Origin of the sequence: Streptomyces mobaraensis NBRC 13819 = DSM 40847 (genome assembly GCF_017916255.1) — a bacterium.
In the GTDB taxonomy this organism is placed as follows: Bacteria; Actinomycetota; Actinomycetes; order Streptomycetales; family Streptomycetaceae; genus Streptomyces; species Streptomyces mobaraensis.
In genome coordinates, this window is sequence record NZ_CP072827.1 from 6,692,574 (window position 1) to 6,717,410 (window position 24,837).

Consider the following 24,837-nt stretch of genomic DNA (forward strand, 5'->3'; position numbering starts at 1 on the left):
GCGGCAGGCTGTGCCCGTAGCGTTCCGAGTACGTCCCGCAAGCGTTCCGGGGCCGGCCCCCGGGCCCGGCCCAGGGAGTGTCGCGACGGTGTCCACCGATCTCGCCGAATTCCACCGCTGGTTCGAGGAACGCCGCGCAGCGCACGCCTACCGGGTCACCCGCGTGCCCCTGACGAAGCTCGACGGCTGGAGCGCGGACCCGGAGACCGGCGATCTCCTGCACCGCAGCGGTCGCTTCTTCGGCGTGCACGGCCTGGACGTCCGGGTGCCCGGGCGCGCGGTGGAGGAGTGGCGGCAGCCCGTCATCAGCCAGCCGGAACACGGCGTCCTCGGCATCCTCGTCCGGGACTTCGACGGCGTCCCGCACTGCCTGCTCCAGGCCAAGATGGAGCCCGGCAACGTCAACGCCCTCCAGCTGTCGCCCACCGTGCAGGCCACCCGCAGCAACTACACCCGGGTCCACCGGGGCCGCGCGGTCCCGTACCTCGACCTGTTCACCACCCTGGGCCGCGGCCGGCCGCTCGCGGACGCGCTGCAGAGCGAGCAGGGCGCCTGGTTCCTCGCCAAGCGCAACCGCAACATCGTCGTCCGGACCGTCCGAAGCGACGAGGAGGTACCGGTCCTCGACGACTTCCGCTGGCTGAGCATGGACGAGATCGGCCGGCTGCTCGCGGTGGACGACCTGGTCAACATGGACACCCGGACCGTCCTCTCGCACCTCGCCGGCAGCGCCGGGCCCGCCGCCGCCCGCTTCCACGGCCGCCCGTTTCACTCCCTCCCCGAACTCCTCAACTGGCTCACCCACCACAGAACGGCCGAACCGACCGTCCGCCGCCGCATACCGCTGCGGGAGACCACCGGCTGGCGGGTGACCGACGACGAGGTGAGCCACGAGGAGGGCCGCTACTTCCGGATCATCGGCGTCGACGTCCGGGCGGGCAGCCGGGAGGTGGCCGCCTGGTCCCAGCCGCTGCTCGCCCCCCGCGGTCAGGGCGTCGTCGCCTTCCTGGTGCGCGACATCGGCGGCACCCCGCACGTCCTGGTACAGGCCAGGGCGGAGGCCGGCACCCGGGACACGGCCGAGATCGGCCCCACCGTGCAGTGCGTCCCCGCCAACTACGCCCACCTGCCGGGGGACCGGCGCCCGCGGCACCTCGACACCGTGCTGGCCGCCGCCTCGGCGCCGCCGCCCGGCCGCGTCCTGTTCGACGTGGTGCAGTCCGAGGAGGGCGGCCGCTTCCACCACGCCCGCAACCGCTACCTGGCCGTCCGGGTCGGCGACGACGTCCCGCTCGACCAGGGCGACGCCTTCCGCTGGGCGACCTGCGGCCAGCTCGCCGCGCTCAACCAGTACGGCGGCCTCCTGAACGTGGAGGCCCGCACGCTGCTCGCGTGCATGGGGTTCATCCCGTAGGGGGGCGGCCGTGTGCGCCGCCGCCCCCCTACGGACCCGTCACCGCTCCGGATACCGCCGCGGCGTCCAGACGATGTCCGTCCCCTCGCCGGGGCCGCGCCGCACCGCCCGCGTCTGCGTCGAGCCGACGATGAGGAGGGTGCGCATGTCGACCTCCTCGGGGACGAGTTCCCCGAGCCGGACCACGCGGACGCTCTCCTCCGGGCCGCCCACGTCCCGGCCGAGTACCACCGGGGTGTCCGGGGAGCGGTGCTCCAGCAGCAGGTCGCGAGCCTTGCCGACCTGCCAGACGCGGCTGCGCGAGCCCGGGTTGTACAGGGCGAGCACCAGGTCGGCCGCGGCGGCGGCGCGCAGCCGCTCCGCGATGACCTCCCACGGCTTGAGCCGGTCGGAGAGCGACACCACCGCGTAGTCGTGCCCGAGCGGCGCGCCCGCCCGGGCCGCCGCCGCGTGCGCGGCCGTCATGCCCGGCACGATCCGCACCGGGATGTCCCGGTACGGGCCCTCCGAGGCGACCTCCAGGACGGCGCTGGCCATCGCGAAGACGCCCGGGTCGCCCGAGGAGACGACCGCCACCCGGCGCCCCTGCCGGGCCAGGTCCAGGGCGAACTCGGCGCGTTCCGACTCCACCTTGTTGTCCGAGGCGTGGCGGCGCTGCCCGGGGCGGAGGGGCACCCGGTCCACGTAGGTGGTGTAGCCGACGACGTCCTCGGCGGCGGCCAGTTCACCGCGCGCCTCCGGCGTCAGCCACCGCGGCCCGGCCGGGCCCAGTCCGACGACGACGACCTCGCCGCCGTCCGTCCCCGAAGGCTCCTCCGCCGGGACGGGACCGGTGGCGGCGGCCACCCGGCTGGGCAGCACGGCCACCGAGAAGTACGGGACGGACTCCGGGTCCACCTCCGCCACCCGCCCGGTGCGCTCGCCGGGCATCGTGGCCCGCTCCACGTACCGCGCCTCCGCCAGCCGGCCGGAGCGCTCCAGCGCGCCCCGCACCGCCGGGAAGGTGCGGCCGAGCTTCATCACCACGGCGGAGTCGGTCGCCGCGAGCCGCGCGGCCAGCTCCTCCTCCGGCAGCGTGCCCGGCAGGACGGTCAGGACCTCCTCGCCCTCGACCAGCGGCTCGCCCAGCCGCGCCGCGGCGGCGCTGACGGACGTGACGCCGGGGACGACCTCGGTCGGGTAGCGGTGGGAGAGCCGCTTGTGCATGTGCATGTAGGAGCTGTAGAAGAGCGGGTCGCCCTCCGCGAGCACCGCCACCGTGCGCCCGGCGTCCAGGTGCGCGGCCAGCCGCGCCGCGGCCTCCTCGTAGAACTCCTCCATCGCGCCCCGGTAGCCGCCCGGGTGGTCCGTGGTCTCCGTGGTGACCGGGTAGACCAGCGGCTCCTCGATGTGGTCGGCGCGCAGGTGCCGTTCGGCGATGGAACGCGCGATGCTGCGGCCGTGGCGGGCGCTGTGGTACGCGACGACGTCGGCCGCCGCGATGCACTCCACCGCCCGCAGGGTCATCAGCGACGGGTCGCCGGGGCCCAGGCCCACCCCGTAGAGGCGGCCGGTGGCCGGGGACTGCTGCTCGCTCACTCTTCCTCGCTCGCTATCGCGTTGATCGCGGCGGCGGCCATGGCGCTGCCGCCGCGCCGCCCGCGCACCACCAGGTACTCCAGCCCCAGCGTGTTCTCCGCCAGGGCGTCCTTCGACTCGGCCGCGCCGATGAACCCGACGGGTATGCCGAGCACCGCCGCCGGGCGCGGCGCGCCCTCGGCCACCATCTCCAGCAGCCGGAACAGCGCGGTGGGCGCGTTGCCGACGGCCACCACGGCCCCGTCCAGCCGGTCCCGCCACAGCTCCAGGGCCGCGGCGCTGCGCGTCGTGCCCATGCGGGCGGCGAGTTCGGGCACGGCCGGGTCGGTGAGGGTGCACAGCACCTCGTTGTCCGCCGGCAGCCGCTTGCGGGTGACGCCGCTGGCGACCATGTTGGCGTCGCAGAGGATCGGCGCGCCCGCGAGCAGCGCCTTGCGCGCCGCGGTCACGACGTCCGGGGAGTACGCGAGGTCGCGCACCAGGTCCGTCATCCCACAGGCGTGGATCATGCGGACCGCGACCCGGGACACGTCCGGCGGCAGGCCGCCGAGGTCCGCCTCGGCGCGGATGGTGGCGAAGGACTGGCGGTAGATGGACGCGCCGTCCTTGTCGTAGTCGAACACTGTGCTGCCTCTGCCTCGCTCGCTGGGCTTGCTGGTCGCGCTCACGCGCGGGATGCGCTCACGCTCGGGTCGCGTGCACGCGCCGGTCGCGTCACACGCCGGTCGCGGTCACGCGCTCGGGGACGACCGGCCGGCCGGGGCCGGGGCGCGCCGGGCGGTACGTGCCCCGGGGGCGGGCGTCCGGGACGTTCCCGGAGGGTGCGCCCGCGCGGTCGGCCTCGTCGGCATGGTCGTCATGGTCGGTACATCTATACATCGGCCGTGCTCCGCCGGTACCCGGCACCCGGTCGCCGTGTGCGGGACCCTCACGGCGTCCCGTCGCCGTCCGGGCCGGAGCGGGCGGCGGCCACCGCGCCGGGCAGGTCGGACGCGGTGACGGTGACGGGGTGACCGCCGTCCTCCGGCCCCCCGCCCCCGGTCCGTACCGCCACGCGGTAGCCGTCGTCCGCCGCCAGGACGTCGACCCACCGCCCGCCGGGGTGTCCGCAGCGCCGTTCGCACCCCGACCAGTAGACCGGCAGGTCCCCGGTGCCGCCAGGGCGCGTGCCGGTGAGCGCGGCGGTCGCGTCGGCGCGCACGTCGGCGCGCGACTTGGCGCAGCCCGGGCGCCCGGCGCAGGCGCCCGCGCCGTACCAGGGGGAGGCGGCGGAGACCACCAGGCCGGCGTCCGCGAGTCCGGCGAGCCGGGCGGCGGCCTCTCCCGCGTCGGCCAGGCCGGGGACGACGACGCCCCGCCAGGGCGTCACGCGCAGTTCGCCGGAACCGGCCTCGGCGGCGGCGACCAGCAGCCGCCACTGACCGGCGGTCAGCCGGCCCAGCGGAGCGGCGACGGAGAGGGCGGTACGGCCGTGGGGTCCGGACACCGGTCCCGGTGGCGGCGCGGCCGAACGGGCCGTGGGGACGGCGGCGGGGACGGCGGTCATCCCGGCGGCGGCGAGGGCGGCGGCCAGGGCGGTGACGTCCGGGCGGCGGTCGGCGGGGAGTTCCGTGACCCGCCACGCGGAACCGCCGTGCGCGGCGAGGAAGTGACGGGCCGCGACGACGGCCGCGCGGGGCGCATCGGCGGCCGGGAGGCGCAGGCCCGGGCCCTCGGCGGCGTAACAGAGCACGGCCGTCCCGCCGTCCGGCTCTGCGATCAATGTCACATCGGGGACGAGGGCGGCGATGTCGCCGCGGCCGTCGTCGAGGCCGAAGAGGAAGCGGCCGGAGAGGGCGGTGACCTCGTCGTCCGCGCAGAGCAGACGGTCCAGTTCGCGGGCCCAGGCGCCGACGTCCGCGTGGCCGGTCCCGTCGAGGCCGTGCAGGGGGGACGCGGCGATGTTCCGGACGCGCTCGTGGCGGTCGGAGGGGAGGAGGCCGGCGGCACGGAGGCGGGTCCCCAGCTCGCCTCCGGAGCCGGCGGGCAGGGCGCGGAGCTGGATGTTGCCCCGGGAGGTGATGTCGAGGTTGCCGTCGCCCGACTCCTCCGCCAGCGCGGCCAGTTCCGCCGCCTGACGGATCGTCAGAAGTCCGGCCGGGAGGCGGACGCGGGCCAGTGCGCCGTCGTCGGCGGCGTGCAGGCGGAGGGCGCCGGGGCACGCGTCGCCGCGGTCGCGGACGCGGTCGCCGCCGGGGGGTGTGGGGGTGACGGGCATGGCGGCGAGCATACCGACGGGGTCGGGGGGTGGGTTTGCCCCGGTCCCGCCCCTTCGCCGTTTCCTGGGGCTGACGCCCCAGACCCCGCTTTCGCGGCTTCGCCGCTCGTCCTCAAGCGCCGGACGGGCTGATTTCAGCCCGTCCGGCGTTTGAGGACAACCGCGCGGAGCGCGGTTTCAGGGGGTGCGGGGGCTTGCCCCCGCAAGAAACGGTGAAAGGGCGGGTCCGGGGCAAAACTCCCCCCTCGGCCCCGAACCCGCAGGTCGCTACTATGGCTGATCGGCGGAACCATCCGCCGGACGCCAGCGACGGCGCCAGGGGAGGAAGCCGGTGGAACTCCGGCACGGTCCCGCCACTGTGAGCACGGCAGCAGCACAACGCACCACGCCGCCGAGCGAGTCAGGAACTCCCGCCGTCCTCCCAACCGCCCGGGGCGCGGACCCCGAGGAAGGCCGTGCCGTGATCCTTCTGCTGTCGACCTCCGACACCGACCTGCTCAGCGCCCGCGCTGCCGCCGCCCAGGGCAGCCCGGTCCCGTACCGGCTCGCCAACCCCTCCCGGCTCGCGCTCGACGAGCTGCCGGCGCTGCTGGACGGCGTCGACCTCGTCGTCGTACGGCTGCTCGGCGGTGTCCGCGCCTGGCAGGAAGGGCTCGACCGGCTCCTCGCGGCGGAGAAGCCCGTCGTCGTCCTCACCGGCGAACAGGCCCCCGACGCACAGCTGATGGAGCACTCGACCGTGCCCATCGGCATCGCCGCCGAGGCGCACGCCTACCTCGCCCACGGCGGCCCCGCCAACCTCGAACAGCTCGCGCGCTTCCTCTCCGACACCGTGCTGCTCACGGGCCACGGCTTCGAGCCCCCGGCCGCCGCCCCCACCTGGGGCCCGCTGGAGCGCACCCCCAAGCCGGGGGCGAGCGGCCCGACGGTCGCCGTGCTCTACTACCGCGCCCACCACATGAGCGGCAACACCGCGTTCGTGGAAGCCCTCTGCGGCGCCATCGAGGACGCCGGCGGCCGTGCCCTGCCGCTGTTCGTCGCCTCGCTGCGCGCCCCCGAGCCCGAGCTGGTCGAGGCGCTGGGCGCGGCCGACGCCGTCGTCACCACCGTCCTCGCGGCCGGCGGGACCAAGCCCGCCGCCGCGTCCGCCGGTGGCGACGACGAGTCCTGGGACGCCGGAGCGCTCGCCGCCCTCGACGTGCCCGTCCTCCAGGCGCTCTGCCTGACCGGGCCGCGCAGCGCCTGGGAGGAGAACGACGAGGGGCTCTCGCCGCTGGACGCCGCCACCCAGGTCGCCGTCCCGGAGTTCGACGGCCGCATCATCACCGTCCCGTTCTCCTTCAAGGAGGTCGACGAGGACGGACTCCCGGCCTACGTCGCCGACCTGGAGCGCGCCGCCCGCGTCGCCGGGATCGCGGTCAAGCACGCCCGACTGCGGCACGTCCCCGCCGCCGAGAAGCGGATCGCCCTCGTCCTCTCCGCGTACCCCACCAAGCACTCCCGCATCGGCAACGCCGTCGGCCTCGACACCCCCGCCAGCGCCGTCGCCCTGCTGCGCCGCCTGCGCGAGGAGGGCTACGACTTCGGCGACGAGCCCGTGCCCGGCCTGGAGTCCGGCGACGGCGACGAGCTGATCTACGCCCTCATCGAGGCCGGCGGCCACGACCAGGAGTGGCTCACCGAGGAGCAGCTCGCCCGCAACCCCGTCCGCATCCCGGCCGCCGACTACAAGCGCTGGTATGCCCAACTCCCGGCCGAGCTGCGCGAAGCCGTCGAGGAGCACTGGGGTCCCGCTCCCGGCGAGATGTTCCTCGACCGCAGCCGCAACCCCGAGGGAGACATCGTCCTCGCCGCCCTGCGCCGCGGCAACCTGCTGATCCTCATCCAGCCGCCGCGCGGCTTCGGCGAGAACCCCATCGCGATCTACCACGACCCGGACCTGCCCCCGTCGCACCACTACCTCGCCGCCTACCGGTGGATCGCCGCCTCCCGCGAGGACGGCGGGTTCGGCGCCGACGCCATGGTCCACCTCGGCAAGCACGGCAACCTGGAGTGGCTGCCCGGCAAGAACGCCGGCCTGTCCGCCGCCTGCGGCCCCGACGCGGCCCTCGGCGACCTCCCGCTCGTCTACCCCTTCCTCGTCAACGACCCGGGCGAGGGCACCCAGGCCAAGCGCCGCGCCCACGCCACGCTCGTCGACCACCTCGTCCCGCCGATGGCCCGCGCCGAGTCGTACGGCGACATCACGCGCCTGGAGCAGCTGCTCGACGAGTACGCGCAGATCTCCGCCATGGACCCGGCCAAGCTCCCGGCGATCCGCGCGCAGATCTGGACCCTGATCCAGGCCGCGAAGCTCGACCACGACCTCGGCATGCAGGACCGGCCCGACGACGACGGCTTCGACGACTTCCTGCTGCACGTCGACGGCTGGCTGTGCGAGGTCAAGGACGCCCAGATCCGTGACGGCCTGCACGTCCTCGGCGGCGCGCCCACCGGCCCCGAGCGCGTCAACCTCGTCCTGTCCATCCTGCGCGCCCGGCAGATCTGGGGCGGCACCTCCGCCCTGCCCGGCCTCCGCGAGGCCCTCGGCCTGGACGAGTCCGCCGCCACCCGCACCACCGCCGACGAGGCCGAGGAGCGCGCCCGCGCCCTCGTCGAGGCCATGGAGGCGGCGGACTGGAACCCCGAGGCCGTCGCCGGCGTCTGCGCCGAACTCCCGGAAGGGCAGCGCGACGGCGTCGCCGCCATCCTCGCCTTCGCCGCCCGCGAGGTCGTCCCGCGCCTCGCCGCCACCACCGACGAGCTCGACCACGCGGTGCACGCCCTTGCCGGCGGCTTCGTCCCGGCCGGCCCGTCCGGCTCGCCGCTCCGCGGCCTCGTCAACGTCCTCCCGACCGGCCGCAACTTCTACTCCGTCGACCCCAAGGCCGTCCCCAGCCGGCTCGCCTGGGAGACCGGCCAGGCCCTGGCCGACTCCCTCCTGGAGCGCTACCGCGCCGACAACGGCGAGTGGCCCACCTCCGTCGGCCTCTCCCTGTGGGGGACGAGCGCGATGCGCACCGCGGGCGACGACGTCGCCGAGGCGCTGGCGCTGCTGGGCGTCCGGCCGGTGTGGGACGAGGCGTCGCGCCGCGTGACCGGACTCGAAGCCGTGTCCCTGGAGGAGCTGGGGCGCCCCCGCATCGACGTCACCCTGCGCATCAGCGGCTTCTTCCGCGACGCCTTCCCGCACGTCATCGGTCTGATGGACGACGCGGTACGGCTCGTCGCCGCCCTCGACGAGCCCGCCGAGCTCAACTTCGTCCGGGCGCATGCCCAGGCAGACCTCGCCGAGCACGGCGACGAACGCCGCGCCACCACCCGGATCTTCGGCTCCCGCCCCGGCACCTACGGCGCCGGCCTGCTCCAGCTCATCGACAGCCGCGACTGGCGCACCGACGCCGACCTCGCCGAGGTCTACACCGTCTGGGGCGGCTACGCCTACGGCCGCGGACTGGAGGGCCGGCCGGCCCGCGCCGAGATGGAGAGCGCCTACAAGCGGATCGCCGTCGCCGCGAAGAACACCGACACCCGCGAGCACGACATCGCCGACTCGGACGACTACTTCCAGTACCACGGCGGCATGGTGGCCACGGTGAAGGCCCTGCGCGGCAAGGCACCCGAGGCGTACATCGGCGACTCCACGCGGCCGGAGACGATCCGCACCCGCACCCTCGTCGAGGAGACCTCGCGCGTCTTCCGCGCCCGGGTGGTCAACCCCCGCTGGATCGAGGCGATGCGGCGCCACGGCTACAAGGGCGCCTTCGAACTCGCCGCCACCGTCGACTACCTGTTCGGCTACGACGCCACCACGGGCGTCGTCCCCGACTGGATGTACGACAAGCTCACCCAGGCGTACGTCCTCGACCCCGAGAACCGCGCCTTCCTCCAGGAGGCCAACCCCTGGGCGCTGCACGGCATCGCCGAGCGGCTGCTGGAGGCGGAGAGCCGCGGCATGTGGGCCAAGCCCGACGCCGAGACGCTGGCCGCCCTGCGCCAGGTGTTCCTGGAGACGGAGGGCGAGTTGGAAGGCGGCGCGGACGGGGAGTGATCCCGGCGGCCGGAGCCCCGGCGCGCGTTCGCGCCGGGGCTCCGGCCGGGCTCCCTCATCTCGCGCCGCCGTGACGCCCGTTACATCTACAGTCCTGCCATGGACGGAAAGAGGGAGCGGCACGACCCGGCGCTGGGCGTCACCTTCACCCGGTTGGCCGGCGAGCCGTTGTGGAAGCGGCTGCTCGACGAGGGGCGGCCGCGCCGGCACCGCGCCGGCGAGACGCTGCTGCGCCAGGGCGACACCGGTACGCACGTCCTCGCCCTGGTCGAGGGCGTGGTCAAGGTGACCCGGGTGGAACGGGACGGCCGGATACGCGTGTTGGCGTTCCGGGGCGCCGGCGACGTGGTGGGCGAGGCCGCGGTGCTGGAGCGGAACGAGCGGCGGCTGGCGTCCGTGTCGGCCATAGGAGACGTCACGGTCGTCGTGGTGGAGGGGCGCCGGTTCCGGGTCTTCGTCGAACGGCACGACCTGTCGCCGGTCCTCACCCGGCACGCCCTGACCCGGCTGCGGCAGTCCGACCGCGCCCGTGGCGGCTGCTGTTCGCGGGAGCGGGTCGCCCAGGCGCTGCTCGCCCTCGCCGAGGCGGCGTACGGCGAGCGGACCGGCGACGGGGCGCACCTGTCGGTCACCCGCACCGAACTCGGCCAGTACCTCGGGGTGTCCCGCAACACCGTCAGCACGGCCTTGTCCGAGATCGGCACCCCGGTGGTCACCGCCGAGCGCGGCGTTGTCGTCGTCCACGACCTCGACGCCCTGCGGGCGGCGGCCGCCGTGACGGACGGGTCGTACGCGGACGCGTGACGCTCGTCACGTCCCCAGTGCACTCGTGGTGCACACCGAACCACGCGACTCCAGAAGGATCCGAGGCGAGCCCGGCACCCCTACCGGGGGGAACGGGGTGCCGGGTGTCACCCCAAGGATCGTTTCCGCACGACCTCACCACCGAGGAGTCGCCCATGTCCGTCACGGACGCCCCCGCCACCGGCCCGGCCCCCTGGAGCGTCAGCCGCGACCTGCCGCCCTACCGGGGGATCCTGGCCGTGGACGCGAAGGACTTCACCGGCCGGCCCGCCGCCGAACACGCCTCCCTCACCACCGTCATCCCGCAGCTCCTCGGGCAGGCGTTCACCCGCTCCGGCCTCGAACAGCTCTGGCAGGAGCGGAAGTTCGCCAACAACACCGGCGACGGCTTCGCCATGGGCTTCGACCCCGTCGCCCTGCCCCGGGTCATCCACCCCTTCCTGCACGAACTCCAGGAAGTCCTCACCGACTACAACATCCACGCCACCGCGACCGGCCGCGTCCGCCTCCGGGCCAGCCTCCACGTCGGACCGCTCCCCGACTCCGGAGCCCCCGGCGACGGCAACGGCACCCCGCGCAACGACACCCACCGGCTGCTCGACTCCCGGCCCGTCCGCGCCATCCTCGCGGCGTCCAGCGAGAGCATCACCCAGGTCGCCGCGATCCTCTCGCAGCGCGTCTTCGAGGACGCGGTCCTCTCCGGCTACACCCGCCGCCACCCGGACCAGTTCATCGAGGTGCCGGCCACCGTCGCCGGCAAGAACTTCCAGCAGCTCGCCTGGCTGTACGTGCCCGCGCCCTCCGGTAACCTCTACGACCGCCGGATCCTCGGCGAACGGCCGGAGGGCGAGGAGCCGGCGCCCGCCACCGCGCCCGCACCCGAGCGGCGGGACCGGCCCGCGCCCGCGCCCGCCGCCCACCGCGGCACCACCACCATCAACAGCCAGGGCAACCGCGGCTTCCTCAACAACGGCTCGGTGGAGGGCGGCCAGCACGTCTCCTTCGGTGCCGACCCGCGGGACGACGCGCGGGGAGCGGGCCGGTGAGCGAGTCCGCCCTCGTCGACGAGCCGGAGGCGCCCGCCTCCGACGCGGCGCCGCCGCAAGGCGATCCCGCCCCCGCTCCCGACCCCGCCCCCGACCTCGGCGAGCAGGCGGCCGAGGAGTTCGGCCGCCGCTTCCAGGTCGTCAACATCTGGGACAACCGCGGCTTCCTGAACATCTCCGACCTGGTCCGCGGCGGCCAGCACTACGACGCCGCCGGCGACGGCGAGCCGACCGCCCCGCGCGGCGACGGCGTCGAGCCGCGCGAGGGCGACATCCCCGCCGAGCGGACCGCCCTCGCCCTGGAGGGGTTCGCCGAACCCGGCTGGTTCGCGGGCGCCCTCGGCCGGCTGCGCGACGACCGCCTCCTCTTCCTCGCCGGACCGGACGGCACCGGCCGCCGCACCGCCGCCCTCAACCTCCTCCACCGGCGCACCGGTTGCTTCGCGCTCCGGGCCCTCGACTCCGACACCGACCTCACCACCTGGGCCCCCGGCGCCGCCCCGGCCCGCGGCTACCTCGCCGACGGCCTCCTCGAACCGCGCCTCACCGCGCTCGACACCATCGCCCTGGACGGGCTCCGCGCGCGCCTCGAACAGGCCGACGCCCACATGGTCGTCGTCATCCCCTGGACCCCGGCCGTCCTGGCGCACCTCGGCGACACCCTGCACACCCCGCCGGTCCGGGCCCTGCCGCCGGAGCCACGCGCCGTCCTCGACGCCCGGCTGGCCGCCGTCCTCGGCGGCCCGGCCGACGTCGCCCCCGCGCTGGCCGCGCTGCCGCCCGGGCTGCTCGACGAGATCCTCCAGCCCGGCCTGCGCCCCGGCCAGGTCGTCGAGATCGCCGCCGAGATCGTCCGGGTCGTCCGGCGGGGCGCGGACCCGGAGAGCGTCCGCGAACACCTGAGCTTCCACGCGGCCGACCGGGCACCGCGGTTGCTGGACGCGCTGCGCGACAGCCCGGAGGACCTCGCCCTGCTGCTGGCCGCCTGCGTCTTCGAGCACTTCGACCAGACGCTGGTGGAGGAGGAGGCCGGGCGCCTGCTGCGGATCGCGGACGGGCGGCTCGGCGGCGGCGACCCAGACGCGGACGCGGAGGAGGCGCCGCGGGCCGTCTTCCGCCGGTCCCGCAGCGAACGGCTGGAGGCGATCGGCGCGTACGTGGGCCCCGCCGAGGTGCACACCACCTCCGCCTACAGCTACGTCACCCGGCCCGTGGCGTTCACCCGGCACCTCCAGGGCCGCGCGGTCCTTGAGCACGTCTGGCGCGAACATCCCGAGGCGGCCGAGCTGCTGGTGGAGTGGCTGGGCACCACGCCGTCGGAGCACGGGCGCGGCGACCGCGCCGGGTTCGTCCTCGGCCGGTGCGCCCAGTGGAGCTCCGGCCGCCGGGCCCTCGGGCCGGTCGAGGAACTGGCCGCGTCCACCCGGCCCGCGGACTGGCGGCTGGCCGCCCGCGCCCTGGGCGCCGCCTCCACCGACCCCGTGCTCGCCACCGCCGTCAAGGCCCGGCTGCGCGGCTGGAGCCGGCAGGTCTCGGTCTCCCGGCGCTGCACGGTCGCCCTGGCCTGCGCCACCGAGTTCGGACTGGCCCGGCCCGGGACCGCGCTCACCCTGCTGCGGACCGTCTGCGACGGACCGCGCGACGGGACGGGCGCCGTCGCCTCCGCCGTCCGCCGGGCGCTGCTCTCCCTGTTCGCCGAACCCGCGGGCCGGGCCGACCTGCTCGCCGGGCTGGTGTCCTGGTCCCGCGCCGGCGGCGCCACCCGGCAGGCCGCCTGCACCGCCACCGCGCACCTGCTGCGCACCGCCGCCGCGGCCCGGGAACCCGCCGAGTGGTGGACCCGGCACCTGCTCGGCACCCGGCCCGCCGGCCGGCCCGGCGAGGACCCGCCCGGCCTGGAGCTGATCCGGTGCGCGCTCGCCGAACCCGAGACCTTCCCCGCCGTGCGCGCCGCGCTCCTGGAGTGGCAGCGCCGCGCGGCCGACGACCCCCGCCGCGCCCCCTTCGTCGAACACCTCGCCGACCGGCTGGGCGCCGCGCCGCGCGGCGGAGTGCTGCGGCTGCTCAGCGCGTTCGAGGCGGCCCGGCCCGCCCCCGGCGGGCGGCGGGCGGCCGAGGCCCTGGCCGCCTGGCGCCAGGCCCTTTAGCCGCCGTTTCCGTACGACACCGGAACACCAGCAGGAGAGAGACCGGCATGACCCTCACCCCGTACCCGGCCACCCTGACGGACACCCCGCCGTGGCGCCGGGGGACCCGCAGCCCCCTCGGGGAGCTCATCCGCTTCCGCCTCGCGCAGCCCGGCCAACAGGCCCTGGTGCTGCTGGACGGCGAGGGCGGGACCGTCTGCGAGCCCGGCGGCCGCGGCTCGTTCGTCCGCGCCGCGTTCGGCGGCTACCGCGAGACGTACCTCGTCGACACCGCGCCCCGCACCGGCACCTGGGCGCTGCCGCCGGGCTGCGCGCCCGCGGCCCTCCAGGTCTCCTGGTGGGTCGCCGACCCGGCCCGCGCGGTGCTCGCCGGCGGCCCGCCCGAAGGCTGCTGGGCGGCCGTCGTCGGCCATTTGGACCGGCGCTTCCAGACCCTGGCCGCCCGCGCCGAGACCGCCCCCGAGCAGGCGTCGGCCCAGCACCTCCTCGAACTGCTCGCCCAGCCGCAGCCGGTGGACGCCACCGGGCTGGCCTGCTGCCTCGCCGCCGCCCAGCCCGCGGCCGAGCCGCCGCGCCCGGCGGACAAGGGCGCGCCGCCGCTGCTGTGGTCGCCGCAGCGGCGCGAGGAGTACGAGTTCTACCTCCAGGCCGTCCGCACCGGCCCCGACGCGCTGGCCGCGCTCTGGCTGCTGCACCGCCCCGAGGAGGTGCGGCAGGTCCTGGAGTGGGTGACCGCGCACCCCCCGTCCGGCGACCGGCCCGCTGCGGACGGACGGGACGTCACCCTCGCGCTCCTCGACGGCCTCTCCCCCGAGGAGCGCGAGCAGCTCGCCAAGGCCGTCACCGAGCGCGTGCACGCCATGGCGGCCCCGGAGCCGCCGTCGTGGCAGTCCGGCCTGTAAGCCCGTTGTCGGTGCCGGGCCGTAAGGTGAGTGCCTTCGACAGCGCATCCAGAGAAAGCGTGAGTGGCACCGAATGAAGCGCAAGCACGGCATCGCCATGACCGCCGTCGGCATGGCGGCGGTCCTGGGACTCTCCGCCTGCGGCAGCGACAGCAAGGACGACAAGGGGGACAAGAAGCCCGCCAAGTCGGCCGATTCCGCGCCCGGCAAGGACACGGCGTCCGGCAACGGCGTGGATAAGCTGTCCGGCAAGGAGATATCCGACAAGGCCAAGACGGAGCTGAAGAACGCGGGCTCGCTCCGCTTCAAGGTGAGCGGCAGCAAGAACGGCGAGCAGATGAAGGTCGACCTCGCCATGGACAAGCAGGGCAACTGCGCGGGCACGATCGCCACCCCCACCTCCGGGTCCGCCGAGGTGATCAAGCTCGGCGACAAGGTGTGGCTGAAGGCCGACGAGAAGATGTGGACGTCGAAGGCCAACCCGCAGGCGGCCGAGCTGCTCAAGGGCCGCTACGTCTCCGGCCCCACCAGCGAGCCCAAGCTCAGCGGCATGACGAAGGCGTGCAACCTGGCCGCGATGCAGGCGCAGATGGGCCAGGACGACAGCGGCACGGAGACGATCACCAAGGGCGCGGTCACCACCGTCGACGGGCAGCAGGCCGTCCCGATCAGCGCCAAGGGCACCACCATCAGCGTCGCCACCACCGGCAAGCCTTACCCGCTGAAGATCGAGGACACCAAGGACGGCACCGTCACCACCCTGACGGACTGGGACAAGCCGGTCCCGGCGAAGGCGCCGCCGGCCGACCAGACCATCGACATCACCAAGCTGCAGAAGTCCGGGCAGCAGGGGCTGTGACCGCCGCCGGCTTAGCCCGCCCCCGGCGGGACGGACGGGACGGACAGAGGGCACCGGGACGCGCTCCCGGTGCCCTCCACGCGCTCCCGGACGCCCCCACGGCGCACCCCGCTCCCGCAACTCCCGTTTTGAGTCGGCCGCCTGTGGGTCACTAGGATCTTCGGATGATCATCACAAGACGGCTGGCGGCGGGCGCCTGCGCTCTGCTCGCCGCACTGGCCGGAGGTGTCGTGCCGGCGCAGGCCGCCGACGGGCCCTCCAAGGATTCCCCGAAGGTCGAGCTCGTACTCGACGTCAGCGGTTCGATGCGGGCCCGCGACATCGACGGCCAGTCCCGCATGGCCGCCGCCCAGCAGGCGTTCAACGAGGTCATCGACGCCACCCCGGAGAGCGTGCGGCTCGGCATCCGTACGCTCGGCTCCCGCTACCCCGGGGACGACAAGGCGGTCGGCTGCAAGGACAGCACGCAGGAGTACCCCGTCGGCCGCCTCGACCGGACCGAGGCCAAGGCACGCGTCGCCACCCTGCGCCCCACCGGCTGGACGCCCATCGGCTACGCCCTGCGCGGCGCCGACCAGGACCTCGGCGAGGACGGCGGCACCCGCCGCATCGTCCTCATCACCGACGGCGAGGACTCCTGCGGCCAGCCCGACCCGTGCGACGTGGCGCGCGAACTCGCCGCCAAGGGCACGCACTTGACCATCGACACGCTCGGCCTGGCGCACGACGACAAGACCCGCGAGCAGCTCACCTGCATCGCCGAGGCCACCGGCGGCACGTACACCACCGTGCGGCACACCAAGGAGCTGTCGGGCCGCATCAAGCAGCTCGTCCGCCGCTCCGAGACGCCCGTCGACGACACGCCCAAGCCCACCAAGGGCGCGGACGCCTGCTCCGCGGCGCCCGAGATCGGCGCCGGTGTGTGGACCGACCGCGAGACCTTCGGCGAGCACCGCTGGTACAAGGTCAAGGTCAAGCCCGGCCAGGAGCTGCGCGCCGCCGCGAGCGTCGGCGCCGACCGGCCCGTGGACCGCGACTACGGCATCCTCGTCAGAGCCGTCGGCGACGGCGGCCAGGAGCTCGTCCGCGGCTCCGACGCCGGCAACGGGCGCACCGACGTGATGTCCTCCGGCCTGCGCTACCCGGTGAGCAAGGGCAAGAAGGACTCCAAGGGCGACGCCGACGCGCGCACGGTCTGCCTGGAGGTCTCGCACTCCTTCTCCGCGCCGGCCTCCGTCAAGCGCGACCCCGGCCTGCCCGTCGAACTGGCCGTCGACCTGGTGAAGTCCCCGGACAAGCCCTCCGACCTGGCCGCGTTCGGCCTCGGCCGGGGCTGGGTGCTGCTCGCCGTCCTCGTCGTCACCGGCCTGGTCGCCGGTCTGCTGTGGGGCTGGCTGGCCCGCTGGCGCGTCGCGATCTGGAGGGCCAACTGATGCGTGTCGCACGGACCCTGACCGCCGGGCTGCTCGCGGCCGGCGCGCTGTTCACCGTCTCCGGCACGGCGGTGGCCGACGCCCCCGCCGGGACCAAGGGCCAGAACGGCGACCCGACCGAGGCGGGTACGTCGTTCCGTACCGCCACGGCCGTCAAGCAGGACCAGAAGGCCACCGCCGACGGTACGACCGGTGACTACCTCTACTGGCAGTTCCCGGCCGGAGCCGGACAGCGGCCCACCGCCAAGGCCACGGTCAAGCTGCCGGAGGCGAGCGCCCGGCACGGTGCCGCCACCTGGCAGCTGGACGTCTTCGACGGCCTGCGCCGCCGCCAGGCGTGCGCCGAGGGGGAGCAGACGAAGCGGGTGTCCCAGCAGGACGCCACCGTCACCCTCAGCTGCACCCTGCGCGCGGTCCGGCCGTACGCCGAGCGCTGGTCCAACGACCCGCTGCCGGGCGCGTACTACATCCGCCTCACCGTCGCCGACGGGCCCGACCAGGACATGGGCCTGCCGGTGCACGCCGAGGTGGAGGCGACCGCCGAGGACGCCGGCGGCAAGTACGCCGAGGGCGGCGAGCTCGGCGCGCCGCTGCACGCCGGGGCCGTCTCCGAGCCGGAGGACGGCTGGAACGGGAGCTGGTGGTCGGACCGCTGGCTGTGGACCGTCGGCGGCGCCGTGCTGGGCGCCCTCGCGGCCATCGGCGGCTACACGCTGACGCGGCGCCCGCGCCGCGCCTGACCCGCGCGCCGCGCACGGGAAGAGGCCCCCGGGGATCCGTTCCCCGGGGGCCTCTCCGTCTTTCAGCCCGCCGGCGGCTCGCCGTGCACCGCGTCGACGTACAGGTCCAGCAGGTCCTCGGTGAAGTAGGAGCTGTACGAGATGTCCGGAGTGTCACCGCCCGTGTGGTAGCCGCCGATCACGCCGATCAGCGTGTACCCGCCCGCCGCGCCGCGGATCAGGAACGGGCCGCCCGAAGTGCCGCCGACGTATCCGGCGCAGGGGATCTCCAGGAAGTCGCCGGGGGCCTTGGGGTCCGTACTGGTGTAACGGCGGGTGGTGGAGCGGCAGTCGAGGGGCTTGGGGTACTTGGCGTCGCTGTTGCCCGGGTAGCCGATCAGCCGGACGTCGGAGTGCCGGTAGCCGGGGTGGAAGGCGAGGTCGAAGCCGCCGGTCACGCGCTCGACCGGGGTGCCGTCCGCGCGGTCGCCGAGCCGGACGACGGTGTAGTCCCAGCGGGCGCCGCCGTCGGTGCCCAGGTCGTAGTAGCGCTGGTCGATGTAGATCGCCTCGACCGGGAAGACGCCGTGCGGTTTCAGCCCGTCGTGGTACTGGGGGACGAACGACAGCCGGCGCTTGGGATCGGGGCGGCGCAGGCAGTGCGCCGCGCTCACCACCAGGTTGTGGTACGGGCTGCGGACCACCGTCCCGCCGCAGAACCGGCCCTGGCCCTGGCCGTCGGTCCAGAAGAAGGTGCCCACCTGGGGCAGTCCGTCGAAGGGGTGGCTCGGGGGGACGGGCGCCTTGCGGGCGTCGGGGGCCCCGGGGGTGCCGGGAGCGGCCGCCGCCGCGCGGCGCGCGGCCTCGGCGGGGAGGGCGGCGGCCATCCGGTCGGCGGTCCAGTAGGCGTCGGCCGCGGCGGCCAGGGCGCGTTGTCCGGGGTCGGCGGCGGCGCGGCCGCCGGGGGAGAGGGCCGTGAGGCCGAGGAGGAGGGCTGCGAGAGCGGTTGCGGCGAGGGGTCTGCGCATGGGCGGGTTCCTCTCCGGTGCGCGGGGGCACATACGAGGTGAGCGTGTCATCCTCCACCCGGCGGGAGGGGTGTGGCGAGAGGCGGACGCGACAGGATTCACCAGGACGCCGGAGCCGGCCCCCACGGGCTCGGCCGCTTGGTCCAGCCCTTTCTGACCTGCCATCAACCGACGGTTAAGTCCGTCATCCGCTCGTAATCCGGAACGGACTAGTGCTGGGCGTCCGCGCGTGACAGGATGCCCATCGCGACCCCTCAGGGCTTAACCGGCCGTGAGGTGGCCGTGCGAAACCAGGCACCTGGAACGGGGGGACACATGGCGGTCAGGGGGGACAGAGCGGCGGGAGACACGGGCAGCCCACTGGCGGGGCGGCTCAACTACCTGTTCGCCAACATGCACCCGCCGGGTGCGCCGTACACCAACGCCCATGTCGCGGAGGAGATCAGCCGCGGCACGGAGGAGTACGGCGGGGTCACGCTCACCGAGCAGTACCTGTCGATGCTGCGCAACGGCAAGCGAGCCAACCCCAGCCCGGACGTGCTGCGGGCGCTGGCGAAGTTCTTCGCTGTGCCGGTCGGCTACCTGATGGGCGACCTGTCGGCGCCGCAGACCGCCAGGGTGGAGGAGGAGGTCCGCTTCCTCGTCGCGATGCGGGACCAGCGGGTACGGGCCATCGCCCTGCGCTCGGTGGGCCTGCCGCCCGAGGTCCAGGACAGCCTGACCACCATCATCTCCCAGTTCCGGCAGCAGATGAACCTGCCGTCGGACCCGCCGGGGGCGGGGGGTGAGGAGCGCCCGTGACCGTCGTGGCGGACGATCGGCTCTTCACCCACTGGCGGCGTACCGAGGACGAGGACGGTGCAGTCATGCGGGTGGGGCGGATTCGCCGACGGTGCAAGCAGCTCATCGCCGAGCTCGCGCTGCCGGCCTCCACCGATCTCCGCGGCCTGTGCGACGTCGTCGCCCGCCGCGTGGGACGGCCGATCCACCTGGTGCCGATGAGCCTCGACGGCGTCGTCTCCGGCATGACCGCCACCACCGACGACGGCTACTGGGTCGTCTACGAGCTCAAGACCTCGCCCTGGCACCAGGTCCACATCGTGCTGCACGAGATCGGGCACCTGCTGCTCGGCCACGACCAGGACCCGACGGTCACCGAGGACGCCCTCAAGGTGTGGACGCCGTCCGTCGACGTCGCCACCGCCATGCGCCGGATGGGGCTCACCATGGGCCTGGCCCGGCACCACTGCTACGACAACCTCACCGAGCGCGAGACCGAGATCCTCGGCACCCTCCTGATGGAGAAGGTCGTACCGCCCCCGCCCGGCCAGGAGCAGCCGCTGGAGGGCCCGGCCGCCGAACTCGCCGCCTCCCTCGGCCCCGCGCTCCAGCACGTCCGCCGGACCCGGGCCGACGACGGTGACGCCGGCGGGACGGACGGGGGCGGTGGTGCCGGTGTTTGACGCCCTCTACCTCACCTTCTCCGCCGTCACCTGGGTCATCGTCGCTTACAAGGCCCGCGCCTGGTTCCGCGACCGCGGCAACACCGACCTGGGCCTGACCGCGCTGATGACCGCCGGCGTGCCCGTCGTCTTCCTGTTCTCCGCGCCGAGCGTCTACCGCGCCTTCGACCGGCTCACCGGCGTCGCCAACCTGGCCATGGTCTTCCTCTACTCGGCCGTCGTGCTGTTCGCCTCCGGCGCCACCGTGCTGCTGCTCCGCTGGACCAGCCGCGGGGACGCCGCGGCGCACGCCCGCGCGGTGGCCCGGTCCCGGTTCGCGGTGGCCGCCGTGGCGGCGGCCTGGACGGCGGCGATCGTCTGCTTCGCCGTCGGCCGCCCGGACGCCGTCGAGCACCCCCGCGACTTCAGCACCGCCTACGCCGACGCCCCCGGCGTGGTCGCCTTCCTGGCGCTCTACCTCGCCATCTTCGGGACCAGCCTGGCCGGACTCGGCGTGCTGTGCCCCCGCTACGCCGCCACCCTCGGCCCGTCCTGGCTCTCCAAGGGGCTGCGGACGCTCGCCGCGGGCTGCTGGCTGGGGCTGCTCTACTGCGCCTGCAAGCTCGCCGGGTTCGTCCTCACCTGGGCCGGCCGCGACGTGTACTGGCTGTCCAACGGCGTGGCCCCGATGAGCGCCTCGGTGGCGGCCCTGCTGGTCCTCCTCGGCTTCTCGCTGCCCGCCGTCGGCCCCCGCGCCACCGCCTGGCGCCGGCTGCGCCGCCTCCACCCGCTCTGGGAGGAGGTCACGGCGCACGTCCCCGAGGTGACCATCGGCACCTCCCGCTGGGCGTCCCGGTGGCCGCTGGCCGACCTGGAGTGGCGGGCCAACCGGCAGATGGCCGAGATCCGCGACATCCAGCGCGGCGTCCGCCGCCACGTCGAGCCCGCCGCCCTGGAGATCGCCCACCGCAGGGCGGACGCCGCCGCGCTGGACGAGCGCCGGCTCGCCGCCGTGGTGGAGGCCGCGGCCTTCCGCCGGGGCCTGGCCAACCAGGCGACCGGCCACGTCCCGGTCCCGCACGCGGACAGCGTGGTGGTGACCGTCAGTTCCGACCCGGCGGCCGAGCACGAGCACCTGGCGCTCGTCGCCGACGTCTTCCACGACCAGCTGGTCGACGCCGTGCTCAAGGAGTTACGGGAGACCAGTGCGGAGCGCCGTCCCTCCTGAGGGCGCGCGACCCACAGACGTGGCGGCCATGGACGGGGGTCACGGCCGCCCGCGGCGCGGGCCGGTGCCGGTGCCCGTTCTCACGGGACCGCCGCCGGCCCGCGCCGAACTCCTGCCCGGGGCGGGGGAAAAAGCCGGATCGCCCGGGGCGGGTGAAAAGCCGGACCGGGCGCGTCCGCCCACCGACCGCCCGCCTAGGGTCGGAGCCATGCGACCCATCGACCTACGCCCCCTCATCGCCGACCCGCACGGCACCCTCGCCGCCCTCCGGGAAGCCGGCCCGGTCCACCGCGTCCAGGGCGCGGACGGCAACCCCGCCTGGCTGGTGACCCGTTACGAGGACGTGCGCCGGGCGCTCGCCGATCCGCGGCTCTCCCTCGACAAGCGCAACGCCAAGCCCGGCAACTACGCCGGCCTCTCCCTGCCCCCGGCCCTCGACGCCAACCTGCTCAACATGGACCCCCCGGACCACACCCGCGTCCGCCGACTGGTGGTCAAGGCGTTCACCCCCGGCCGGGTGGAGAAGCTGCGGGAGCCGGTGCGCCGCCTCGCCGACGGGCTGCTCGACGGCGTCGAACCGGCGGGCGCCGCCGATCTGCTGGCCGCCTACGCCGGACCGCTGCCCATCATGGTCATGTGCGACCTGCTGGGCATTCCGCAGGAGCGGCGGCTGGACTTCCGGGCCTGGACGGACGCCCTGATCACCCCCGACCCGGCCCGGCCGGAGGCGGCCCGCGAGGCGGTGGGGAACATGATCCGCTTCTTCACCGGCCTGATCGCCGCCAAGCGCGCCGAGCCCGCGGACGACCTGCTGTCCGACCTGATCGCCGTCCGGGACGCCGGCGACCGGCTCTCCGAGGACGAACTGACGTCACTCGCCTTCCTCCTGCTGTTCGCCGGCTACGAGAACACCGTCCACCTGATCGCCAACTCCGTGCTGGCGCTCCTCGACCACCCCGAGGAGCTCCGCGCCCTGCGAAAGAATCCGGACGGACTCGCGGCGGCCGTGGAGGAGCTGAACCGCTGGGACGGCCCCGGTCCGCTGGCCATCCGCCGCTTCCCGCTGGAGGACGTCGAGATCGGCGGCGTCACCGTCCCGGCCGGCGAGACCGTCCTCCTCTCGCTGGCCTCCGCCAACCGCGACCCCGCCCGCTTCCCCGACCCCGACCGCCTTGACCTGCACCGCAACAACTCCGGGTCGCTGGCGCTGGGCCACGGCATCCACTACTGCCTGGGCGCCGCGCTGGGCCGGATGGAGACCGAGACCGCGCTGGCGGCCCTGCTCGACCGCTTCGAAAAACTGGAACTCGCCGTTCCGAGAGAGGAACTGAAGTGGCGTCCGTCCATCCGCGCGCGTGGCTTGATTTCGCTCCCCGTGCGCTGGTCGGCGACAAGCCGAACACGTTTTTGATGCATAACCCATCCTTGATGCGGTAGAACTGTCTTCGAGCCCGCCCGGTGTGCATCCCCCGTCGCACCGGGCGGGCCTTCGCGTACCCGGATCCGGGCGCACGACGAACCGGCCCGTCGCGATGACGGGCCGGGGGAACCGGGTGAGTGCTCCGCGCGGCGCCGGAGCGCCGGGAGCCGCCGTGGCGGCGCCCGCTCAGCCGCTGCCCGGCGGGAACTTCAGCAGGGCCACCGCCGCCAGCATCTGGATGCTCACCGCCGCCATCGCCTTGCGGGTCGGCAGGTGGTGCTGGCCGCGGATCAGGAGGGTGGCCAGGGCGCAGCCGAAGACGGCGGAGGCCGCGGCGGTGGCGCGGACGGGGATCGAGGCGCTCGGCAGGCAGGAGTCCAGGGCCAGCCGGGGGAGGTCGGTGGTCCAGAAGACGAGGACGAACAGGCTCGCCGTGGGACCGGGCCGGCCGTTGCCGCCCAGCCGGCGGGCGATGGCGTGGGTGACCAGGCCCAGCAGCACGCTGGCGAGCAGCACGACGCCCGAGCCGATGGCCATGGCCTCCAGGGCGAGCGCGGGGCTCACGTCCCACTGGGCCCAGAACGAGTCCTTGGCCATGGTCCCCAGCGCCCCGCAGAGCAGGCAGAGGAACATGGCGGCGCCCCAGACGCTCCGGTCCCGGGCCTCGTCGAGCACTTCGACGGGCCGGTACCAGAGCCCGAATATGAGCCGGTGCCAGAGCAGCTTGCGCCGTCCGGAGTCCGGGGGGCGGGGGGACGTCGTGGTGGTCAGGGGCATGGGGGCGATTCTCTCACCGCCCTGGGCGGTGATCCCGGGGCGGGCGCGGGGACCGCCCCAGGGCGCGGGTCCCGACGGGGCGTCAGGCGGGCGTGGGCTCCACCGGGCCGGCGCCCGCATCCGGTTCCGGGGCGGCGCCCTCACCGGCGCCCCCATCAGCGCCCCCGCCCGTGTCCCCACCGGCCCCCGGCAGGTACTCCTCGCTGATCTCCCGCGGCCCGAACGGCCACACCCGCTCCACCCGCGCCCACAGCAGGAAGGCCAGACAGCCCGCGCCGAACCAGGCCAGCGACCACTCGATGGGGTGCCGCCCGGGCGAATTGCGGTCCGCGTAGCCGTAGATGACGAGCCACCCGACCAGCGCCACCAGGCTCGGCAGCGGGTAGAGCCACATCCGGTACGGGCGCGGCAGCGTCGGCTGGCGGCGCCGGAGGACGGTCACGGCCGCGATCTGCCCCAGCGCCTGGACGAGCACCATCACCGTGGTCAGCAGCTGGATCAGCGTCGCCAGGTCGGTGTGACGGCCGATCAGGAAGCCGACGCAGCCGATGGCCCCCATGCTCAGCAGGCCGAGGACGGGGAAGCGGTGACGCGGGTGCAGGGTGCCGAACGCACGGAAGAACACCTTCTCCCGGGCCGCGTCGTAGGGGATCCGGGAGGCGCCCAGGAGGCCGGTGAAGACCGACGCCACGGCGGTGATCAGGATGAGCACGGTGACGGCTTCGGCGGCCCCCTTCCCCCAGGTGCGCTCCAGCACGGCGGAGGCCACGGAGGACGAGGCGACGTTGTCCGCGTCGAGCATGTCCCGCCAGTCCACGACGCCCAGGGTGCCGATCTGGAGCAGCAGGTAGATGCCCATGATGCCGAGGATGGAGTAGATGATGGAACGCGGGATGGTGCGTCCGGGGTCCTTGATCTCGGCGCCCATGTAGGCGGTCGTCCAGTAACCGCCGTAGTCGTAGATGCCGATGGTCAGCCCGGCCGCGAAGCCGATCCAGAAGTGATTGCTCGTCAGCTCGAAGGCGTGCGGCGGGTAGGTGAACGCCCGGTCCGGGCTGAAGTGGGTGAACGCGGCGGTGATCACCAGCACCACGGCCGCGATCATCACGCACCAGAGCACCGCCGTGATCCGGGCCATGTTCTCCACCCGGCCCCACAGCAGCGCCACGACGACCACGATGAGCGCGAGACCCGTCAGGTCGCCCTGCGTCGGGGTCATGCCGGGCCAGAGGTACCCCAGGTACTGCACGAAGCCCATCACGCCGCTCGCCATGGCCAGCGGCACGTAGAGCATGGCCGTCCAGACGAACAGGAAGGGCATCAGCCGGCCCGTCCGGTACTGGAACGCCTGCCGGAGGTAGACGTAACTGCCGCCCGCGCCCGGCAGGGAAGCGCCCAGTTCGGCCCACACCAGGCCGTCCGCGAGGGCCAGCAGCGCCCCCGCGAGGAAGCCGATGACGGCCTGCGGGCCGCCGAAGGCCGCGACCATCAGCGGGATGGTGACGAACGGGCCGATCCCGCACATCTGGCTCATGTTGATGGCGGTGGCCTGGAACGGCCCGACGCGGCGGACGAATCCGCCCTGACCGTCCGGCGCGTCGGCTCGCTCTCCCGCTCTCTCCGCCATGGCGGCCACCCTTCCCGTCGGCGCGATACCTGCACTCGTACACCGGCCCGCCCGGCCCGTCCATCA

Annotated in this window: 20 protein-coding genes and 1 riboswitch; of the genes, 13 read left to right on the forward strand and 7 right to left on the reverse strand. The window is 74.6% G+C overall.

Annotated features, from left to right (window positions below; genetic code table 11):
• Positions 1–88 precede the first annotated feature (88 nt).
• A complete protein-coding gene (locus J7W19_RS28800) occupies positions 89–1,414 on the forward strand; it encodes an NDP-hexose 2,3-dehydratase family protein (RefSeq protein ID WP_004938323.1) in 1,326 nt (441 codons plus the stop codon).
• Positions 1,415–1,453: 39 nt separating this feature from the next.
• On the opposite strand, the gene J7W19_RS28805 is transcribed toward J7W19_RS28800, so the two are convergent.
• From J7W19_RS28805 to J7W19_RS28820, 4 genes are all read right to left on the reverse strand, one after another.
• Positions 1,454–2,992 (reverse strand): precorrin-2 C(20)-methyltransferase, encoded by a 1,539-nt coding sequence (locus J7W19_RS28805; protein WP_004938321.1) that lies wholly within the window; start codon positions 2,990–2,992, stop codon positions 1,454–1,456.
• Positions 2,989–3,615 (reverse strand): precorrin-8X methylmutase, encoded by a 627-nt coding sequence (locus tag J7W19_RS28810; protein ID WP_004938319.1) that lies wholly within the window; start codon positions 3,613–3,615, stop codon positions 2,989–2,991. The genes J7W19_RS28805 and J7W19_RS28810 overlap by 4 nt, the downstream gene beginning before the upstream one ends.
• A 91-nt stretch (positions 3,616–3,706) precedes the next feature.
• Entirely contained in the window at positions 3,707–3,871 is a 165-nt protein-coding gene (locus J7W19_RS28815) for a hypothetical protein (protein WP_158688714.1), read from the reverse strand.
• Between the two features lie 49 nt (positions 3,872–3,920).
• Positions 3,921–5,249: a cobalamin biosynthesis protein CobG gene (locus tag J7W19_RS28820; protein WP_233478192.1), complete on the reverse strand. Its 1,329-nt coding sequence runs from the start codon at positions 5,247–5,249 to the stop codon at positions 3,921–3,923.
• A gap of 321 nt (positions 5,250–5,570) precedes the next feature.
• Positions 5,571–5,659: riboswitch (cobalamin riboswitch) on the forward strand.
• 50 nt (positions 5,660–5,709) lie between these two features.
• Here J7W19_RS28820 and cobN point away from each other — a divergent pair.
• The 8 genes from cobN (at position 5,710) to J7W19_RS28860 (ending at position 17,270) form a co-directional block, all read left to right on the forward strand.
• The gene (gene cobN, locus J7W19_RS28825) at positions 5,710–9,339 is read left to right on the forward strand and encodes a cobaltochelatase subunit CobN (RefSeq protein ID WP_004938315.1); all 3,630 of its coding nucleotides are present in this window, start codon (positions 5,710–5,712) and stop codon (positions 9,337–9,339) included.
• A gap of 99 nt (positions 9,340–9,438) precedes the next feature.
• The gene (locus J7W19_RS28830; protein ID WP_004938313.1) at positions 9,439–10,143 is read left to right on the forward strand and encodes a Crp/Fnr family transcriptional regulator; all 705 of its coding nucleotides are present in this window, start codon (positions 9,439–9,441) and stop codon (positions 10,141–10,143) included.
• A gap of 155 nt (positions 10,144–10,298) precedes the next feature.
• Entirely contained in the window at positions 10,299–11,189 is an 891-nt protein-coding gene (locus J7W19_RS28835; protein WP_004938310.1) for a hypothetical protein, read from the forward strand.
• Positions 11,186–13,336, forward strand: coding sequence for a hypothetical protein (locus tag J7W19_RS28840; RefSeq protein ID WP_004938308.1), 2,151 nt, complete (start codon positions 11,186–11,188; stop codon positions 13,334–13,336). The genes J7W19_RS28835 and J7W19_RS28840 overlap by 4 nt, the downstream gene beginning before the upstream one ends.
• 47 nt (positions 13,337–13,383) lie before the next feature.
• Positions 13,384–14,238: a hypothetical protein gene (locus J7W19_RS28845; protein WP_004938306.1), complete on the forward strand. Its 855-nt coding sequence runs from the start codon at positions 13,384–13,386 to the stop codon at positions 14,236–14,238.
• A 73-nt stretch (positions 14,239–14,311) separates the two neighbouring features.
• A complete protein-coding gene (locus J7W19_RS28850; protein ID WP_004938302.1) occupies positions 14,312–15,097 on the forward strand; it encodes a hypothetical protein in 786 nt (261 codons plus the stop codon).
• A gap of 164 nt (positions 15,098–15,261) precedes the next feature.
• Entirely contained in the window at positions 15,262–16,530 is a 1,269-nt protein-coding gene (locus J7W19_RS28855; RefSeq protein ID WP_004938300.1) for a VWA domain-containing protein, read from the forward strand.
• A complete protein-coding gene (locus J7W19_RS28860; RefSeq protein WP_004938296.1) occupies positions 16,530–17,270 on the forward strand; it encodes a hypothetical protein in 741 nt (246 codons plus the stop codon). The genes J7W19_RS28855 and J7W19_RS28860 overlap by 1 nt, the downstream gene beginning before the upstream one ends.
• Positions 17,271–17,332: 62 nt before the next feature.
• Here J7W19_RS28860 and J7W19_RS28865 read toward each other — a convergent pair whose 3' ends face one another.
• Complete coding sequence (locus J7W19_RS28865) at positions 17,333–18,277, reverse strand: trypsin-like peptidase domain-containing protein (RefSeq protein WP_004938293.1); 945 nt, start codon at positions 18,275–18,277, stop codon at positions 17,333–17,335.
• A gap of 315 nt (positions 18,278–18,592) precedes the next feature.
• On the opposite strand from J7W19_RS28865, the gene J7W19_RS28870 reads away from it, so the two are divergent.
• The 4 genes from J7W19_RS28870 to J7W19_RS28885 all read left to right on the forward strand — a co-directional run bounded on the left by J7W19_RS28870 (position 18,593) and on the right by J7W19_RS28885 (position 22,358).
• The gene (locus tag J7W19_RS28870; RefSeq protein ID WP_004938287.1) at positions 18,593–19,078 is read left to right on the forward strand and encodes a helix-turn-helix domain-containing protein; all 486 of its coding nucleotides are present in this window, start codon (positions 18,593–18,595) and stop codon (positions 19,076–19,078) included.
• Complete coding sequence (locus tag J7W19_RS28875; protein WP_004938284.1) at positions 19,075–19,740, forward strand: hypothetical protein; 666 nt, start codon at positions 19,075–19,077, stop codon at positions 19,738–19,740. Before J7W19_RS28870 ends, J7W19_RS28875 begins: the two co-directional genes overlap by 4 nt.
• A complete protein-coding gene (locus tag J7W19_RS28880; protein WP_040887496.1) occupies positions 19,733–20,947 on the forward strand; it encodes an MAB_1171c family putative transporter in 1,215 nt (404 codons plus the stop codon). Before J7W19_RS28875 ends, J7W19_RS28880 begins: the two co-directional genes overlap by 8 nt.
• A gap of 208 nt (positions 20,948–21,155) precedes the next feature.
• Entirely contained in the window at positions 21,156–22,358 is a 1,203-nt protein-coding gene (locus tag J7W19_RS28885) for a cytochrome P450 family protein (protein ID WP_004938279.1), read from the forward strand.
• 195 nt (positions 22,359–22,553) lie between these two features.
• Here the strand turns inward: J7W19_RS28885 and J7W19_RS28890 are convergent, their stop codons facing one another.
• Entirely contained in the window at positions 22,554–23,144 is a 591-nt protein-coding gene (locus J7W19_RS28890) for a YIP1 family protein (protein WP_004938276.1), read from the reverse strand.
• Between the two features lie 82 nt (positions 23,145–23,226).
• Positions 23,227–24,771, reverse strand: coding sequence for an APC family permease (locus J7W19_RS28895; RefSeq protein ID WP_004938273.1), 1,545 nt, complete (start codon positions 24,769–24,771; stop codon positions 23,227–23,229).
• Positions 24,772–24,837: the final 66 nt, after the last annotated feature.

What these genes read in the sequence shown, in the direction of transcription:
- J7W19_RS28815 (WP_158688714.1), bottom strand. Translation starts at nt 3,871, where the DNA reads ATGTATAGATGTACCGACCATGACGACCATGCCGACGAGGCCGACCGC.
- J7W19_RS28820 (WP_233478192.1), bottom strand. Translation starts at nt 5,249, where the DNA reads ATGCCCGTCACCCCCACACCCCCCGGCGGCGACCGCGTCCGCGACCGC.
- J7W19_RS28830 (WP_004938313.1), top strand. Translation starts at nt 9,439, where the DNA reads ATGGACGGAAAGAGGGAGCGGCACGACCCGGCGCTGGGCGTCACCTTC.
- J7W19_RS28835 (WP_004938310.1), top strand. Translation starts at nt 10,299, where the DNA reads ATGTCCGTCACGGACGCCCCCGCCACCGGCCCGGCCCCCTGGAGCGTC.
- J7W19_RS28845 (WP_004938306.1), top strand. Translation starts at nt 13,384, where the DNA reads ATGACCCTCACCCCGTACCCGGCCACCCTGACGGACACCCCGCCGTGG.
- J7W19_RS28850 (WP_004938302.1), top strand. Translation starts at nt 14,312, where the DNA reads ATGAAGCGCAAGCACGGCATCGCCATGACCGCCGTCGGCATGGCGGCG.
- J7W19_RS28855 (WP_004938300.1), top strand. Translation starts at nt 15,262, where the DNA reads ATGATCATCACAAGACGGCTGGCGGCGGGCGCCTGCGCTCTGCTCGCC.
- J7W19_RS28860 (WP_004938296.1), top strand. Translation starts at nt 16,530, where the DNA reads ATGCGTGTCGCACGGACCCTGACCGCCGGGCTGCTCGCGGCCGGCGCG.
- J7W19_RS28865 (WP_004938293.1), bottom strand. Translation starts at nt 18,277, where the DNA reads ATGCGCAGACCCCTCGCCGCAACCGCTCTCGCAGCCCTCCTCCTCGGC.
- J7W19_RS28870 (WP_004938287.1), top strand. Translation starts at nt 18,593, where the DNA reads ATGGCGGTCAGGGGGGACAGAGCGGCGGGAGACACGGGCAGCCCACTG.
- J7W19_RS28885 (WP_004938279.1), top strand. Translation starts at nt 21,156, where the DNA reads ATGCGACCCATCGACCTACGCCCCCTCATCGCCGACCCGCACGGCACC.
- J7W19_RS28890 (WP_004938276.1), bottom strand. Translation starts at nt 23,144, where the DNA reads ATGCCCCTGACCACCACGACGTCCCCCCGCCCCCCGGACTCCGGACGG.
- J7W19_RS28895 (WP_004938273.1), bottom strand. Translation starts at nt 24,771, where the DNA reads ATGGCGGAGAGAGCGGGAGAGCGAGCCGACGCGCCGGACGGTCAGGGC.